Here is a 16,412-nt window from a genome sequence, read left to right on the forward strand (position 1 = left end):
ACCATGCGCCTATCCGAATTCATCGTGCAACACGTGGATCGCATCGTCGATGAGTGGGAGCAATTCGCCAAAGCCATCGCACCTGACGGCGATTCAATGAATCGGGCGGTGCTGCGCGACCATGCCAAGTCGATCCTGCTGGCCGCGTCACGGGACATGAAGACCGCACAGACCGCCAGCGAACAAGCTGCCAAGGCCATGGGCGAAGGTCCGGAAAAAACCCCGAGCCTGGATCAAGCCGCGGCCAGCCACGGCGAGCTCAGGCATACCGCCGGGTTTGATCTGGTGCAGATGACCTCCGAATTTCGCCATCTGCGCGCCTGCGTGATCCGCTTGTGGGTCAACTGCCTGGAGTCGCCCGATATGGCTTATTTCCAGGACATGATCCGCTTCAACGAGGCCATCGACGAAGCCCTGGCCGAGTCCACCGCGGCTTATGCCGAGCAGGTCAATCGTTCGCGGGACATCTTCCTGGCCATTCTCGGCCATGACCTTCGCGCGCCCTTGCAGGCCGTGAGCATGTCCACCGAGATGCTGGTGCGCAAAGCCAAACTGGATACCGATGCGCTGTCCTACGTTTCACTCATCAAGAACGGTGCCCGCCATATGGCCGTGATGGTCAACGATTTGCTGGAGTTCGTGCGCAGTCGGCTGGGCAACAGCCTGCCCATCGAACCCACACTCATGGACCTGGCCAGTGCTGCGCAGGCTGCCATCGATGAAGCCTGCGCCGGGCAGCCCGACTGCACTGCTACTTTGAATGTCCAGGGAGACGCCCAAGGGGAATGGGACCGGGGGCGGCTTGATCAGTTGCTGCAAAACCTGATCGGCAACGCACTGCAACATGGTGCCAATAAACGCCCGGTGACCTTGAGCATCACCGGCGTCGAACAGCAGGTCATCCTGACCATGCATAACTATGGCGAGCCGATTCCCGAAGACGCCCAGGTCACCATCTTCGACCCATTGGTACGCAGCGCCAGCGAGGAAATCGCCGGCCGCTCCACCAGCCTTGGCCTGGGGCTTTTCATTGCCCGGGAAGTGGTGATTGCTCACCAGGGCACGATCGAAGTCAGCTCGAATGAGGCCGACGGCACGACCTTTACCGTGGTGTTGCCCAAGCGTTCGGGGCAAGCGCAATCTTTGTAGGGGCGGTTGGGTTTTTTCTGACAGGTTTTGAGGGTTGCGTTGGTTAAGGGGCGCGGATAATCTTCGCGGGTCGCTGCAAAATCAGCGACCGGTTTTGACAGACCGAATAGTATCAAGGCATGCAAGTGCCGCTATGCGAACAGTCGGCACTTTTTTGTGTCTGCCGTTCCGTATTATGGCGGCTGTGCGTGGGGCACATTCGTGTGCGCCGGGTTCCTTGATCCTCGGTCTGTCAACCCGCGTACAGCTGCCACCCATTCTTGTTTGACAGCAGGTAGTGGCAGCTCCATTTGATCAAGGAGCTTCACGATGAAAAAGATCACCCCCGATCCGCCTTTCGATTCCAAAAAAACCAACAACGCGGCTGAATGCGGCCTCAATCCATCATTCGACAACCTCCATAGTTCCGATACCCCCACGACGAATCTCTTCACCGTCGCCACCCACATCGACACCGAAAGCCTGCTGGCCAACGCCTCCGAGACCCTGGCGTCGGTCAATGCCATCGCTGGCGACCTGGCCTTCGAGCTCGAAGGTTCACGGCGCAGTGTGGCGCTGGGGATCTATCAGATGATCGAATTGTGCAAGTTGCTAGTGGATCAGGCGTTGGAGCAGGTGGATCAGCGAGGTTGTTCGGCCAAGGTATAGAGCGTGGTTTGTCAGATAGGCATTGGCTGAATGGAAGACCATCGCGAGCAAGCTCGCTCCCACAGTGGATTTATGTCAGGCCACCTTATGTGATCGACACATAACCTGTGGGAGCGAGCTTGCTCGCGATAGCGGCCTCGATATCAACCATGATCTCGGCACACTCCACCACCAACCGCCCACTAGCAGATCTGCTAGTACCCAGCGCTACGCAGAAGGAGTAACACTGGAAGCATTGATTAAAGTCGACGAGCTCAACAAGGAAGCCCCCTCATGACCCACTCAATGGCCGATGAGCAAAACAACTCGCGCCAGCAACGTACCGTCCTGCTGGCAACCGACAACAAGAACTCAATACTCGCTGAAATTGTTGGTGGCAAGCCCAACCCCATCTCCTATTCCGCCTACGGCCAGCAGTCCGGGCAACAGGAGGTTGCGACGCGATTGGGTTTCAACGGTGAATTGCGCGAGGCGCGGATCGGTTGGTATTTGCTGGGCAACGGTTACCGCGCTTACAACCCGCGATTGATGCGTTTTCATAGCCCGGACAGTTGGAGCCCGTTTGGGAAGGGTGGGTTGAATGCGTATGTGTATTGCGTGGGGGATCCGGTGAATTTTTCGGATCCGACTGGGCATATTAAATGGAGGTTTTGGAGAGCTCGTACAACTGGTGCACCCAATCCGCCAACTGCCCTCAACGATGCCGCTGTCGCACTCAACGCCCGAAGAGCTCGTGAAAGAAACGGTTTAGCACCAGTTAGCCGTAATGAGTATGCTGCAGTCCCAACGGCCTCGTCTTCTACGGCCACACCCATATCCACTGGAGGTGTATCCACTGGAGGTGCGACGCCCTCGCAGTCCTCGCAGGTATCCAGATCAGTGGCAAGGAATAGGTCAAGGGGCCTACCTGACAATTACCGGGATTGGGTGCCCACGCCGAGTCCAGAACCGGAAAGAGTACCTTGGTCCCAATTTTTTGAGGAAATCGCCAGGAACCCTAGCGGTCCCACGGGAAGGAGCTCGACGCCGGCCCCGGTAATGCCCGCCTCAAACCCTGGTCCATCCAGACGCCCGCTACAATGGCACGATGCTGGTCGTGATGCTCATGGTGTAAGCCGAGTCACTTTGCGTCCGGGTCCGCCTCCTCCTCCGCCTGTTCCTGACAGACTGCTTCCAAATTTCAATATGCGTCGTGCTGATGGCTCAACATATTTCGATCTGGACGCAGCCAATGAGCAATTGAGAGGCGGAAAGAGAAGGAAGGGGTAATTCCTTCTGCAATCAGGGCTCGTTAAAAAGCGATGGAGCCCATGAGACCGCCATCGCCGGCAAGCCAGGCTCCTACAGGTTTGGGGTTGAGTGACGAATTGGATGTTCATCCATCCATTGCGCTATTCAACCACCAACCGCCCCAACCGCTGCTTGAGCATCCGGTTCTCGGCCCGCAATTGCTGGACCTCCTCGAGCAGGTCCAGGGCCAGGGCGACCCCTTCCCATTCCAGCTCGAGATCGCGCCGCAGCTTGGCCGCGCGCTTGGCCAGGACCAATTCGTAGTCGGTAAACAACCAATCCTTGGGCACCTTGCCCTGAGGTTCGAGGATGCCGTGTTCGACGATTTCGATCACGTAGGCAGCCGACAAATCGGTCACCTCACAGAATTCTTCCATGCCCAGTTGAACGATCAGGGGACTGCTCATGATCAGCTACTCCAGTGTTCTCTCGGGTTAAAAGCGGCTTTTTCCGCCAGCTCCTGCCACAACGCCTTGACCGCGTCGTCGCTGTGTTTGGGCATGACCGCTTTCAATTGCACGAACAGATAACCACGGTGCCCCGCCTTGCTCAGCAGGCCATGACCTTTGGCGCGCATGCGCTGGCCGTTCTGGCTGCCGGCCGGAACCTTCAAATGGATCTTGCCGGTCAGGGTCGGCACCGCGACTTCAGTGCCCAACGCCAGCTCCCAAGGGGCCAGAGGCAGGGTGATGATCAGATTTTCACCCTCGACATCGAACTTCGGATGCGGCGCGAAGCGGATGATCAGATACAGGTCACCATTGGGCCCGCCACCCACGCCAGGTGCACCCTGGCCTTTGAGGCGGATGCGCTCGCCGTCGGCGACGCCGGCAGGGATTTTCACATTCAGGCTTTTGCTGGTATTGCTGACGTGCCGGCCGGCGGCGTCGTACTGCGGCACCTGGAAGCTGACCTTCTTCGACTCGGTCGACAGGGTTTCCTCTAGAAAAACCGGTAATTCCATTTCCACATCTTGTCCTCGACGAGCGGTGCTACGACCTGATTGTCCACCACTGAAACCACCACCGCCACGCGAGCCAAAGATCGAACTGAAGAAGTCCGAGAAATCGCCCGTGTCCTGACCGCCACTGAAGCCGCCACGTCCCTGCCAGCCCGGCGGGCCCTGGAACGGCTGGCCATGCTGGCCATATTTGCGCAGGTCGTCGTATTCGGCGCGCTTGTCGGCACTTTTCAGCGCCTCATAGGCTTCCGAGGCGTCCTTGAATTTAGCCTCGGCGTCCTTTTCCTTGCTGACGTCGGGGTGATACTTGCGCGCCAGCTTGCGGTACGCGGCTTTGATCGCCTTGTCGTCCGCAGTCGGCTCCACGCCGAGAATCTTGTAATAATCTTTGAAGTCCATCTAAGGATCACCATCCGTTATCGATATCGCGCAGCCAGGCACAGCATGCTCTCTTTGGCACCCTTTGGATTGATTGATCTCAATCTTGTGACCCGCCAGCGCGTCAGAAGTTTATCGACAACCGGCGCCCAACTCTTGAATGCGCGCAGGTTGCCAGGGCCATGCCTGCAAGTTTGGGGCGAAGGATAGTCTTTAAAGGCGCTTGTCGCTGCGATTTAGTGGATAGTCGGCCTACGCATCTTCGTCTCACTGGCATACACTGCGCGGCCGTTTTTTAACCGGAACTCGATAGACATGAAAAACGCATCTCCGGCCCGTGCCTGCGGCATCGACTTCGGCACGTCCAACTCCACTGTCGGCTGGCTGCGCCCCGGCATGGAAACGCTTATAGCGCTGGAGGACGACAAGATCACCCTGCCCTCGGTGGTCTTCTTCAACATCGAAGAACGCCGCCCGGTCTACGGCCGGCTGGCGTTGCACGAGTACCTGGAAGGTTACGAAGGCCGGCTGATGCGCTCGCTCAAAAGCCTGCTGGGCTCCAAGCTGATCAAGCACGATACCAGCGTGCTTGGCACGGCCATGCCGTTCAAGGACCTGCTCGGGCTGTTCATCGGCCAGCTGAAGAAGCGCGCCGAGGTGACCGCCGGTCGTGAGTTCGAAGAAGTGGTACTCGGCCGGCCGGTGTTTTTCGTCGACGATGATCCTCTGGCCGACCAGGAAGCTGAAAATACCCTGGTGGACGTGGCACGGGCCATTGGCTTCAAGGATGTGTCCTTCCAGTACGAGCCGATTGCCGCCGCTTTCGACTATGAGTCGACCATCGAACGTGAAGAGCTGGTGCTGATCGTCGACATCGGCGGTGGTACTTCCGACTTCTCGCTGGTGCGCCTGTCCCCCGAGCGCCGCGCCATCGACCACCGCCACGACGACATCCTCGCCACTGGTGGTGTGCATGTGGGCGGTACCGACTTCGACAAGCAGCTGAGCCTGCAGGGCGTAATGCCGCTGTTTGGTTACGGCAGCCGGATGAAGAGCGGCGCCTATATGCCCACCAGTCAGCACATGAGCCTGGCGACCTGGCACACCATCAACTCGGTGTACTCGCAGAAATCCCAGTTGGCGCTGGGCAGCATGCGCTACGACATCGAAGACACCGGTGGCATCGACCGCCTGTTCAAATTGATCGAACAGCGCGCCGGGCACTGGCTGGCGATGGAAGTGGAAGAAACCAAGATCCAGCTGACCCAGGCCGAAAGCCGCCATGTACCGCTTGATCGCATCGAGCCGGGCCTGAGTGTGGAGTTGAGCCGGGCGCTGTTCGAGTCGGCCATCGACAACCTGCTGGAACGCATCCGCAATAGCGTGACCCAACTGCTCAGCGATGCCGATGTACGCGTCGATCAGGTCGATACGGTGTTCTTCACCGGCGGCTCGAGCGGCATCCCGGCCCTGCGCCAGAGCGTCTCGGCAATGCTGCCGAACGCGCGGCATGTGGAGGGGAATATCTTTGGCAGCATCGGCAGTGGCCTGGCGATCGAGGCCATGAAGCGGTACGGCTGCTGAGTACTGTCTGAGAGACCGAGGTAACTCTATCGCGAGCAGGCTCGCTCCCACATGACCTGAGTCGATCACCGCATAGTGGTCCAACACAGATCTAGATGTGGGAGCGGGCTTGCTCGCGATGGGGCCAGATCAGGCAACACAAATCTTCAACAGACAGACCGCCCCTTTAAACCAACCCCGCCAGCTTCAGCTCACTCTTCAGATACGCGTAATAAATCGGACCCGCCACCACCCCGGGCAAACCGAACGCGGCTTCGAACACCAACATCGCCAGCAGCAACTCCCAGGACTTGGCACTGATCTGCCCGCCGACGATCCGCGCGTTGAGGAAGTATTCCAGCTTGTGGATAAAGATCAGATAACCCAGTGCCGCCATCGCTACCCAGATCGACAGCGACAGGCCGACGATGGTGATCAGCGTGTTCGACATCAGGTTACCGATAACCGGTAGCAGGCCGAGCAGGAAGGTCAGCACGATCAGGGTTTTGGTCAGCGGCAGCTTGATGCCGAACATCGGCAGAATCACTGCCAGGAAGATCCCGGTGAAGATGGTGTTGAGCAGGGAAATCTTGATCTGCGCGAAGACGATATTGCGAAAAGCTTTGACCAGCAGGGTCAAGCGATCAAACAACGCCGCGGCCAGTGGTTTGCGCTGGGTGAGATCCGGTATCCGCTGCAAGGCGATGATCGCACCGAGCACCATGCCGATCAGCAGCGTGACGAACATGTGCGCCGCATCCTTGCCCACCAGTTGCAGATCACTCAGGTGCTTGCTCATCCAATCGCCGATGGCCACCCGGAACTCCGCCGCACTGGCCGGCAGATAAGCGTCGATAAACGGTGGCAACTGCCCGCGGGCCTTGTCCACGACGTGCATGAACTTGTCCAGGGAAGCGCCGGGATTCTCCGCTTCATGCAGCAGGAAACTGATAGCACCGGCAAAGATCAGCGTCAGTACGCTGACCACCAGGGTACCCAGCAACGCCACCGCCAACCAGCGTGCCCGGCGCCCTTCGATCAGCCGTTGCAGCTGCGGGGTGAGCATGTTGACCAGCTCGAATACCAACAGACCGGCGAGCAGGCTCGGCAACAGCCGTAGCGGCAAGACCAGCAGCAACCCACCAAAAATGATTACCCAACTGAAGTACAACAGATGACGCTGCGAAAACGTTGGCATAAAGCCTCAAAACGAACTGCGATAGAGGATCGGCAGTCTGCCAGCGTTCGGGAGCCAACACTAGGGATTGGGGGGGATAACCTGTGGGAGCGAGCTTGCTCGGGATGGACGTTAACGATAATGCGTGTTTTCTGAATAAACGCGCTGCCCTTGAGTCCTTCGCGAGCAAGCTCGCTCCTACAAGAGACCTCATTTCCTAAACTGACAGGCGCCAAGACAAACCCTGTTACACCTTCACCTGTTCTGCAAACTGGTCCGCCGATATTGCTCGGGGGTGCAGCCGGCGTGGCGCTGGAACATTGCGATAAACGCCGACCCGGTGCTGTAGCCCATGTCGAACGCCACCTCTTGAATGCTGCGCTGACTGTCCAGTGCCTCGATCGACGCCAGAAACCGCAGACGCTGACGCCACTCGCCAAAACTCATGCCCAACTCGCGGACAAACTGCCGGGCCAGGGTGCGCTCGCTGACATGCACCTGGTCGGCCCAGTGCGCCAGCGGATGGTTATCCCCCGGCTCGGCCTGCAGGGCTTCGAGCACACTGAGCAAGACGGGGCTGCTGGCATAAGGTAAATAGCAGGTATGCACCGGTGCTTGCTGCAATTGGTCGACCAGCACCTGGGCCAGGCGAGCATCGGTTTCGTGTTGCGGGATCTTCACGTCGCGAGCCGCGAAGTCCTTGAGGATCGCCTTGAGTATGTCGCTGATGGCCAGTGTGCAGGCTTGCTGTGGCAAGTCGCGGCACAGTTCGGGAGCCAGACAGACCGCGCGATAGTTGATCGGTTGGGCGCTGTAGAAACTATGCTCGGTATCCGGCGGCACCCACACCGCGTATTGCGGTGGCGAGGTAAAGCGGCGTCCGGCAATTTCCATATGCATCACCCCGAAGGCCGAGTACTCGAGGGTGCCCCACGGGTGGCGGTGAGCCGAAGCATGGCTATGGGCGTGGAAATCGGCGTAGCGGAAATACACCGGCGTCGGCAAACCGCTGAAATCCAGAAGGTCGATGTGCTTTTTGTTCATGCTGTCCGAATACAGAGGCGGATTGTCTGGATCGAAGTATAGGCATTGATCCGGACAAGGGATAATCACCCTTCATTAACGTACCGGTTTTCTCCCCCCATGCAATACGCTTATCCACTGCTGGCCATTTTCATCTGGGCCGGCAATACCGTGATCAACAAACTGGCAGTCGGGGCAATTTTCCCGGCCGAGATCGGTTTCTATCGCTGGCTGCTGGCGGGGATTTTGTTCACGCCCTTCATGCTCAAGCCAGTGATCGCCCATTGGCCATTGATCCGCCCGAACCTGGGCAAGATTTTTATCCTCGGTGTGCTCGGCATGGCGGTCTATCAGAGCCTGGCCTACTTCGCTGCGACCCTGACCTCCGCCACCAACATGGGCATCATTCTGTCGCTGATGCCTTTGATGTCACTGGCCATGGCGATTGTCAGCCTGGGTCAACGCCTGACCGCCGGCGCGCTGGCCGGTGCCGTGCTGTCGTTCGCCGGGGTGCTGGTGGTGGTGTCCTCCGGCAGCCTCGGTGCGCTACTGGAACACGGCGTGAACCTGGGCGATGGGATGATGCTGATCGCCACCCTGGCTTATGCGATATACAGCACGCTGCTGAAAAAATGGCAGCTGCGTTTGCCGCCGCTGGTGCTGCTCTACTTGCAGGTACTGGTGGCGGTGGTGGTGCTGTTTCCAATGTTCCTCGCCTCACCGAAAGTCGGTCTGACCCTGCAGAACATTCCACTGGTGCTCTACGCCTGCCTGCTGGCCTCAATGATCGCTCCGCTGGCCTGGATGCAAGCGGTGGTACGCCTGGGGCCGAGCCGCACGACGTTGTTCTTCAACTTGTTGCCGCTGATCACCGCACTGATTGCCGCCGTGGTGCTGCAGGAGCAACTGGCGCTGTATCACCTGGTCGGTGGCGCTTTGACCCTGGGTGGGGTGATTGTGTCGGAGCGTTGGCGAACCGTGCTGGGGCGCAGGGTTAGGGTTGCCTGACTTGTGGCGAGGGGGCTTGCCCCCGCTCGGGTGCGCAGCAGCCGCAAAACCTTTGAATGCGGTGTGCCTGGACAAAATGTGATCGCAGGCTTTAGGGCCGCTGTGCGACCCAACGGGGGCAAGCCCCCTCGCCACAGCAAGCTCCCTCGCCACAATAGGACTGCGGAACACAATTACAAACCCGCCACCTTCAACCGCTGCGCATGCTCGACAAACAATCGAATCGGCTCGGCGCCCTTGCCTACCAGCCCCAGGGACTGATTGACGATGTCGAAGTGGTCCAGCGGATACTCATCGCCGATCACCGTGCCCAGATGGGAGCTGTAACGCCCGACCATCCCATCGCAGTGCCCGGCTTCGCGTATGAAGGTTCTGGCGAACAACCGGCAACTGCGGTTGGTGCCATCGAACAGGTTGCGCCCGCGATCGGTCTTGCCTGGTTGCAACGTCCCGGACCAGGAGTAATAACGCACACCATTGACCACCTCGGCACCCTGCCCGCCCCAGGTGTCGGGCAAACCTTGCGGGTATTGCCGGTTGAACAGCGCCACGCCCTCGGACGTCAGCGATTGGTGTGAAGCATGGATATCCACTGGCAATTTCGGACCGCGATAGCCGGTTTCCAGCAGACTCATCAAGGCCGCGATCAGTCGAATCACCACTTTCAGTACCCGCCCGAGCGGGCTGTCGCCCGGGTAATGGGTGTGCAGATAGTCCGCCAGCTCCGATCCATGATTGGGCCCTGCGACCGAGGTCACCGAGGCCACCCAATCCGGGCGCTTGGCCGCGGCATAACGCGCGGTGAGCGCCCCTTGGCTGTGGCCGAACAAATTGACTTTGGCGGCGCCGGTCTCGCGCAAAATCTCTTCAATGCGCATCAACAACTGCTCACCGCGCACCTCACAAGAATTGAGCGGCGAGACCTGCACGGCGATCACTGTTGCCCCGCCTCGGCGCAGGGCCGAAATGATCCCGTACCAGTACGGGTATAGCACCAGTCGAATAAACCCCAACATCCCCGGGACCAACACCAATGGAAAACGGGTGGCGGATTCTTGCGACATAGGCGTACATCCCTGAACTGAGCTGATCATGCCATCCTAGACGTAATGAATGGCGAATGTGCCAGCATCGGCCACCGGGATGACAAGCCCATGAACGCTATTTCAACCCGACCACTCCTGCCACGATCAATCCGACTGACAACAGTTTGATCACCGTCAGACTCTCACCCAACAACGCAAAACCGAAAAACACCGTGCCCAGTGAACCGATGGCGGTCCAGATCGGGTAGGCGATGCTCACCGGCAGTTCGCGCATGGCCAGGGTCAGAAACCAGATCCCGCCCACCGCCGCCACCACCGTGAGCAGCGATGGCCAGAGACGGGTGAAACCTTCGGCGTACTTCATGCCCATGGCGAAGGTGACTTCGAAACCGGCGGCGATCAGCAAAAACACCCAGGCCATGACGCCTCCTCAAAACACCTTGGCCAGTGCCAGCAAGCGCTGTTCAGCCTCGGCGGACGAGACCAGGAAAGTGCGTTCTGCCGATTCTTCGCCCTCCGCTGCAACTACCGTGATGTCATCGATGCCGATAAAACCCAGTGCGGTGCGCAGCAGAGGATCGGCATGATTCAGTGCCTCGTTCTCCCCACCGGGGCCGAAGCCGTGTCCACCGCGACTGGTAATGACCAGGGCCTTTTTACCCCGCACCAGCGGCTCATACTGCGCGACGCCATTGTCCAGGCTGTGGTTGAAGGTCAGGCCCAGACGCACGATCTGGTCGATCCAGGCTTTGAGACCGCTCGGAACGCTGAAGTTGTGCATTGGCGTCGAGATCACCAGCAAATCATGCCCCAGCAACTCCGCCACCAACTCATCGCTGAATGCCAGATCGGCTTGCATCGACAGTGGCCGGGCGTCGGGTTCCGGGTAGAACGCAGCGGCGATGAATCCCTCATTAACCGGTGGGATCAACGCCCGCCCAACCTCGCGACGAGTCAGCTGTGACTCAGGGTGAATGGCCTGCCAGGCCGAAAGAAACACCTCGGCCAAGCGCCGGGAGTGAGAGCGTTCGCCACGGGGGCTGGCATGCACGGCAAGAATTCTGTTCATCTGAATCTCCTTGAAAAGGCTAAACTCGAAAGACCAAACTGCTTCAAAGCTTGTGGCTTGCAGCTTGAAGCTCGAAGCTGCCCCCCTTCAAATGATCAGAAGTCATTCAGGATGAGTTCATTTCATCCATGGAGCCCTCAGATGTTTGCCTCGCTACCGCTGACCGCCCTGCGCGCCTTCGAATCCGCTTCACGCCTGTTGAGTTTCAAGGCTGCCGCCGAAGAGCTGTCGGTTACTCCAACCGCGGTGTCTCATCAGATCCGCTCGCTGGAAAGCTGGCTTGGCGTGTCGTTGTTCGAACGCCTGCCACGCCAGGTGCGCCTGACCGAATGCGGCGAACGGCTGTTCCACAGCCTGCATGGCGCACTGCTGGAGGTCGCGCAAAGCGTTGATACCCTGCGTCCGCAACGCAACAGCGCGAACCTGATGATTTCCACCACGGCGGCGTTTGCGACGTTGTGGCTGGTGCCACGACTAGGACGCTTCTACGCCAGCCATCCAAACATCACCCTGCGCCTGGACACTAACTGCGAGGTGATCGATTTGCGTCAGGATGCAAGCGTCGATCTGGTGATTCGCTATAGCCTCGACGACTACCCCAACCTCTATGGGTTGTGCCTGTTCGACGAGTGTTTTGCGGTCTACGGTTCACCGGAGCAAGTCGCTCTAGCCGCCACCCGGCAACCGACGCTGATCAGCGTGCGCTGGCACAATTCCAAGCTCTACGCCCATGGCTGGGGAGCCTGGTGCGGGCAGGCCGGGGAGAATTGGCTCGAGGGCCAGCCGATGATCCGCGAATACGACGAAGAGCATTACGCCCTGCAAGCGGCGATCGCCGGTCAAGGCCTGGTGCTGGCGAGCAATATTCTGGTTTCCGAAAGCGTCGCCAGCGGCTTGCTCCAGGCTTATCGACCCGAGATCCATGTCGATGGCGCCGGCTACAGCGCGCTCTGTGTGCCCGGGCGTGAGCGCCATCCGCCGGTGCGGGCGTTCTTCCAGTGGCTGCGCGAGGAGGCGTTGCTCTCGGGGCACGCCCTGCCCGCACCACTCCCATAAGTACCTGTGGGAGCGGCGGTGCGGCGATCCGACTTGCCCGCGAAGGGGTGATGCCAGACGCCACATCTTCCAGCCCATGGATCACTTGGTCGGTTTTACCGTCATCGGCGCCTTGCCCTCCTTCATCTGCGCCAACAATGGCACACATTGATTCGGTTCCCCGCCGCTCGGTGCAACCAACGCCAGCAATCCCGCCGCAGGCCCGGCAATCACTCCCAGCGCGACCATCCCCGCGCCCCGCAACATCAATGGCACGCCTTTCACCCCGGCAGCCGGCTTGATGAAGGGGCCACGCACATACAGCGGCGAACGCAGGGAGAACAGCCGCAGGCCCTTGGATTCGGGAGTAATGGTCAGGTCCAACTGCTCGGTGGCCATGTTCACCGTGCCATCGATGTAAACAATTGCGTTCTCGGTATCGAAAACAAACAAGCGGGTGGTGGCCAGACCGGTCTTGATATCAAAATCAGCCGCCGCGCAGTTGATCTTCACTTCTTTGTCGCCAAATATCCTGTTGACCACGTAATTGCCGACATTGAGCCCGGCCAGTTCCATTAGCTCCCGGCTGATGGCGCCATCGTTGATGAGCATTTTCAGATCACCATTGGCGGTCCCCAGCAACGCCGCCACCGAGTTGCCGCGACCGGCGATATCGGCATCACCATTGAGTTCGCCAAAACTGGTTTTCATCGGTTCAAAGGTCGGGAACAGTTGCTTGAGCTTGAAGTTGCGCGCCGTCAGCTTCGCCCGACCTTCCAGGGGTGTCGTGCGGCCATTGAGACGAATCTGCGCGTCCAGCTTGCCGCCGGCCACGCCAAAACGCAGCGGCTCAAGGCTGAGCTGGCCATCATTGAGAATCAGATGAGTGTAGAGATCGGTAAAAGGCAATCGGGTACTGTGGACGATACGCTTGCCGGTGAATTCAACATCCGCATCCATATCGCGCCAGCGCTCGGTACGAAACTCCTCGACTGGCAGCACCTTGCCCGCCGGCTGCTTGCTTTCGCCGCCACGGGCTTTTTGCTTGGCATTCGAATCGGCGCCGATCAGCGGCGCGAGGTCGGCGAACAACAGTTGGTTTGAGACCAGCGCCCCGCTGAGTCTGGGCCGAGGCTTGCTGGCGACATAGGCCAGATCACCGTGAATATCACTGCCGCCGATCTTGCCGTTGAATTGCTCATAACGAAACGAAGCACCTTCGGGCTCCTGCAGTTTGGCGACCAGATGGCCATCGGTGGCATAGGCCGACGAATCCGGCAGCGTCACGCCGGTCAGGGGGTAGAGGTTACCCAGGCTGGTGCCGGCCAGTTTCAGGCGCAAATCCAGCGCACCCAGATTGAGCGGATCGGTCAGGGTCCCGGCCAGTTCGACGCTGGTATCGCCGATCCTGACCTGGGCTTGCAAGGGGAATGGCCTGGAGGCGTCCTGCAACGCCAGCAGGCCGCCGACCTTGCCGGTGCCAACGAGTTTTTGCTGGCGATAGCTGCCTTTGGCCTGCAAGGCAAACGCGTAATCCTGTGGCGCAGAACCCTTCTCGCTGGCCTTTTTCGCCGCTTTGTCACCGACGATGTCGCTGAACGGAATGGGCTTGCCCAACGGATCAACCAGCAACTCGAGTTGGGTTTTCAGGCTTTGATCATTGAGGGTGACCCGGCCTTTGTCGAAACCGATGGCCCCAATGTCCAGCACCCAGCTGGAGGGCTCGGCATTCGGGTCTTTCGGGTCGAACTGGAACGTCCAGTTGGCACGCCCATCAGCCAGGCGTTCAAGGGTGGCATTGGGCTCGGTGAGATCAATACGCGGGATCACCAGCCGTTGTGCCAGCAATGCCAGAGGTGAAATACGCAACTCGACGCGCTTGAGGCTGACCATCTGCGGGTTCTTCGACCAGTCCGGATTGCCCAGGCTCAGGTCTTGCGCCACCACATGCGGCCACGGAACCCAGGCCCGCCAACCACCCTCGTCGGGCTGGCGCTGCCAGATCACCGCCAGGTCGCCGTTGATGGCAAAAGGTCGGTGTAGTTCTTCAGAGACTTTGGCGTTGAGTGGCGGCTTGATCCGGTTCCAATCGAAGAACGCGATGACCAGAACCAGTACGGCGAACAGAGCAACCAGGCTGGCGACTGTCCAGGCGAGAATTTTACGAGTGCGCGTCATTGCACGGGGCTCCTGATTACGGCTGAGCGTCCGAACTGCGACGCACGTTTGAAGCGGCAGGCTTGGAAGCGACCCGCTTTGAAAACTACGACTGGTAAATGCCCCGCAGGTTTAACAAGAAGAGCAATTTAAATGCAACCATCGGCGATTTCCCGATCGCCCGACCGGCTGTGTTACCGCCCCCCGCACTATCGCGAGGGCGACAGTGGGTCGAATATACCCACTCAAAATGCCAGAGTACTCGCCGGAAAACACCGGTCTAGAGCCTTCTCGCAGGACAATCAATTCCGTTGATTATTACCATTGCCCTTATGAACTTCTATATCGACTTGGCGCGAGTAACATTGGCTCCGTACCCACTTTATAGCCCGTCCACGGAGCACACCGATCATGAAACGCCAATTACTGCTTAGCCTGACACTCTCGATACTGGCCGCCAATGCTTTCGCCTTGCCTGCTGCCGAGCAAGCTACTCCTCAAGCAAAAGAAGACCACTCGGTATTCAGCCAGACTATCGCTGCCGATGGTTATGAGCGTACTCCACAAGGTCAAACCGTTGCTGAAGATGGCTACGACAGTACTCCTCAAGGTCAAACCGTTGCCGAAGATGGCTACGACAGCACTCCTCAAGGTCAGACTGTTGCCGAAGATGGCTACGACAGCACTCCTCAAGGTCAGACTGTTGCCGAAGATGGCTACGACAGCACTCCTCAAGGTCAGACTGTTGCCGAAGATGGCTACGACAGCACTCCTCAAGGTCAGACTGTTGCCGAAGATGGCTACGACAGCACTCCTCAAGGTCAGACTGTTGCCGAAGGCGGTGCTGATCGCCTGGCCGAACGTCATCAGACCGTGAGCTAAGCCCATGCCGGCCCTGAGAAAAAGCCCGATCCCTGGATCGGGCTTTGCTTTTGTGTAAATAGCCCCTCTGTTGCCCCTCCCGCCTCATATCCCCTCTGCTCAAGTTCGACGCCGGCAAAGTTGATTTGCTAGAGTGCATCGCTGTACTTGTCCAGAAATCAGCCACCCGATGCTCCCCCGCGCCGAACAGAAACAACAGACCCGCAACGCCTTGATGGACGCTGCCCGCAACTTGATGGAAAGCGGCCGAGGATTCGGCAGCCTGAGCCTGCGCGAAGTGGCGAAAACCGCCGGGATTGTTCCTACAGGTTTTTATCGGCATTTTGCCGATATGGACCAGCTTGGGCTGGTACTGGTGAGCGAAGTCGGTCAGACCTTCCGCGCCACCATCCGTCTGGTGCGGCACAACGAGTTCGTCATGGGAGGGATCATCGATGCCTCGGTGCGGATCTTTCTCGACGTTGTGGCGGCCAATCGTTCGCAGTTTCTATTTCTCGCCCGTGAACAATATGGCGGTTCGCTGCCGGTGCGTCAGGCGATCGGCGCCCTGCGGGAAGACATCAGCTCGGACCTGGCAGCGGATCTGGCCTTGATGCCGAAACTGCAACATCTGGATGTCGCAGGCCTGACAGTCATGGCCGACTTGATCGTCAAAAGCGTGTTCGCCACTTTGCCGGACATCATCGACCCACCGGCCGCAGCGCTGCCCGAACACCTCACGCCCCAGGCAAAAATCACCCAGCAACTGCGTTTTATCTTTATCGGGCTCAAGCACTGGCAAGGGTTGGGCAGTACCGAGTAAGCGACGCGCCTCAACGCTTGGCGATGATATACACCGCATGCACGATTCCCGGGATGTAGCCGCACAAGGTCAGCAGGATATTCAGCCAGAACGCGCCGCCGAAGCCCACCTGCAGGAACACTCCCAGCGGCGGCAACAGGATGGCGATAATGATGCGGATAAAGTCCATGGGTCAGCTCCTGATGAAAATCGGCTCGTATGAACCAGACTACTAATCGACCAGT

General features: G+C 59.0%; 17 protein-coding genes. 8 read left to right on the forward strand and 9 right to left on the reverse strand.

Annotation, left to right across the window (positions count from 1 at the left end; genetic code table 11):
* Positions 1 to 3 precede the first annotated feature (3 nt).
* The 3 genes from ACA064_RS28170 to ACA064_RS28180 all read left to right on the forward strand — a co-directional run bounded on the left by ACA064_RS28170 (position 4) and on the right by ACA064_RS28180 (position 3,066).
* Positions 4 to 1,149 (forward strand): sensor histidine kinase, encoded by a 1,146-nt coding sequence (locus ACA064_RS28170; RefSeq protein WP_497671048.1) that lies wholly within the window; start codon positions 4 to 6, stop codon positions 1,147 to 1,149.
* 309 nt (positions 1,150 to 1,458) lie between these two features.
* On the forward strand, positions 1,459 to 1,797 hold the full coding sequence (locus ACA064_RS28175; protein ID WP_497671049.1) for a DUF6124 family protein: 339 nt from the start codon (positions 1,459 to 1,461) through the stop codon (positions 1,795 to 1,797).
* 285 nt (positions 1,798 to 2,082) lie between these two features.
* Positions 2,083 to 3,066, forward strand: coding sequence for an RHS repeat-associated core domain-containing protein (locus tag ACA064_RS28180; protein WP_497674350.1), 984 nt, complete (start codon positions 2,083 to 2,085; stop codon positions 3,064 to 3,066).
* Positions 3,067 to 3,188: 122 nt separating this feature from the next.
* On the opposite strand, the gene ACA064_RS28185 is transcribed toward ACA064_RS28180, so the two are convergent.
* Complete coding sequence (locus ACA064_RS28185; protein WP_150804160.1) at positions 3,189 to 3,494, reverse strand: chaperone modulator CbpM; 306 nt, start codon at positions 3,492 to 3,494, stop codon at positions 3,189 to 3,191.
* Between the two features lie 2 nt (positions 3,495 to 3,496).
* Positions 3,497 to 4,447 carry a curved DNA-binding protein gene (gene cbpA, locus ACA064_RS28190; RefSeq protein WP_497671050.1) on the reverse strand — a complete coding sequence of 317 codons (951 nt, stop codon included), beginning with the start codon at positions 4,445 to 4,447 and terminating at the stop codon, positions 3,497 to 3,499.
* Positions 4,448 to 4,741: 294 nt separating this feature from the next.
* On the opposite strand from cbpA, the gene ACA064_RS28195 reads away from it, so the two are divergent.
* Positions 4,742 to 6,010 (forward strand): Hsp70 family protein, encoded by a 1,269-nt coding sequence (locus ACA064_RS28195; protein ID WP_497671051.1) that lies wholly within the window; start codon positions 4,742 to 4,744, stop codon positions 6,008 to 6,010.
* 166 nt (positions 6,011 to 6,176) lie between these two features.
* Here ACA064_RS28195 and ACA064_RS28200 read toward each other — a convergent pair whose 3' ends face one another.
* A complete protein-coding gene (locus ACA064_RS28200) occupies positions 6,177 to 7,187 on the reverse strand; it encodes an AI-2E family transporter (protein ID WP_497671052.1) in 1,011 nt (336 codons plus the stop codon).
* Positions 7,188 to 7,421: 234 nt separating this feature from the next.
* The gene (locus tag ACA064_RS28205) at positions 7,422 to 8,210 is read right to left on the reverse strand and encodes an AraC family transcriptional regulator (RefSeq protein ID WP_497671053.1); all 789 of its coding nucleotides are present in this window, start codon (positions 8,208 to 8,210) and stop codon (positions 7,422 to 7,424) included.
* Between the two features lie 99 nt (positions 8,211 to 8,309).
* Here ACA064_RS28205 and ACA064_RS28210 point away from each other — a divergent pair, with 99 nt between their 5' ends.
* Positions 8,310 to 9,197 carry a DMT family transporter gene (locus ACA064_RS28210; protein ID WP_497671054.1) on the forward strand — a complete coding sequence of 296 codons (888 nt, stop codon included), beginning with the start codon at positions 8,310 to 8,312 and terminating at the stop codon, positions 9,195 to 9,197.
* Between the two features lie 173 nt (positions 9,198 to 9,370).
* Here the strand turns inward: ACA064_RS28210 and ACA064_RS28215 are convergent, their stop codons facing one another.
* The 3 genes from ACA064_RS28215 to ACA064_RS28225 form a co-directional block, all read right to left on the reverse strand.
* Positions 9,371 to 10,261, reverse strand: a complete 891-nt coding sequence (locus tag ACA064_RS28215) for an esterase/lipase family protein (protein ID WP_497671055.1) — start codon at positions 10,259 to 10,261, stop codon at positions 9,371 to 9,373.
* Positions 10,262 to 10,358: 97 nt separating this feature from the next.
* On the reverse strand, positions 10,359 to 10,664 hold the full coding sequence (locus tag ACA064_RS28220; protein ID WP_497671056.1) for a DMT family transporter: 306 nt from the start codon (positions 10,662 to 10,664) through the stop codon (positions 10,359 to 10,361).
* 9 nt (positions 10,665 to 10,673) lie between these two features.
* On the reverse strand, positions 10,674 to 11,312 hold the full coding sequence (locus ACA064_RS28225; RefSeq protein WP_497671057.1) for an FMN-dependent NADH-azoreductase: 639 nt from the start codon (positions 11,310 to 11,312) through the stop codon (positions 10,674 to 10,676).
* A gap of 141 nt (positions 11,313 to 11,453) precedes the next feature.
* On the opposite strand from ACA064_RS28225, the gene ACA064_RS28230 reads away from it, so the two are divergent.
* The gene (locus ACA064_RS28230; protein WP_497671058.1) at positions 11,454 to 12,368 is read left to right on the forward strand and encodes a LysR substrate-binding domain-containing protein; all 915 of its coding nucleotides are present in this window, start codon (positions 11,454 to 11,456) and stop codon (positions 12,366 to 12,368) included.
* Between the two features lie 81 nt (positions 12,369 to 12,449).
* Here the strand turns inward: ACA064_RS28230 and ACA064_RS28235 are convergent, their stop codons facing one another.
* The gene (locus tag ACA064_RS28235; protein ID WP_497671059.1) at positions 12,450 to 14,525 is read right to left on the reverse strand and encodes an AsmA family protein; all 2,076 of its coding nucleotides are present in this window, start codon (positions 14,523 to 14,525) and stop codon (positions 12,450 to 12,452) included.
* A 390-nt stretch (positions 14,526 to 14,915) separates the two neighbouring features.
* On the opposite strand from ACA064_RS28235, the gene ACA064_RS28240 reads away from it, so the two are divergent.
* Positions 14,916 to 15,386, forward strand: coding sequence for a hypothetical protein (locus tag ACA064_RS28240; RefSeq protein WP_497671060.1), 471 nt, complete (start codon positions 14,916 to 14,918; stop codon positions 15,384 to 15,386).
* 169 nt (positions 15,387 to 15,555) lie between these two features.
* Positions 15,556 to 16,188, forward strand: coding sequence for a TetR family transcriptional regulator (locus tag ACA064_RS28245; protein ID WP_497671061.1), 633 nt, complete (start codon positions 15,556 to 15,558; stop codon positions 16,186 to 16,188).
* Between the two features lie 10 nt (positions 16,189 to 16,198).
* Here the strand turns inward: ACA064_RS28245 and ACA064_RS28250 are convergent, their stop codons facing one another.
* Positions 16,199 to 16,357, reverse strand: coding sequence for a YqaE/Pmp3 family membrane protein (locus tag ACA064_RS28250; protein ID WP_003228885.1), 159 nt, complete (start codon positions 16,355 to 16,357; stop codon positions 16,199 to 16,201).
* Positions 16,358 to 16,412 lie beyond the last annotated feature (55 nt).

This window comes from Pseudomonas sp. LBUM1658 (assembly GCF_059716055.1).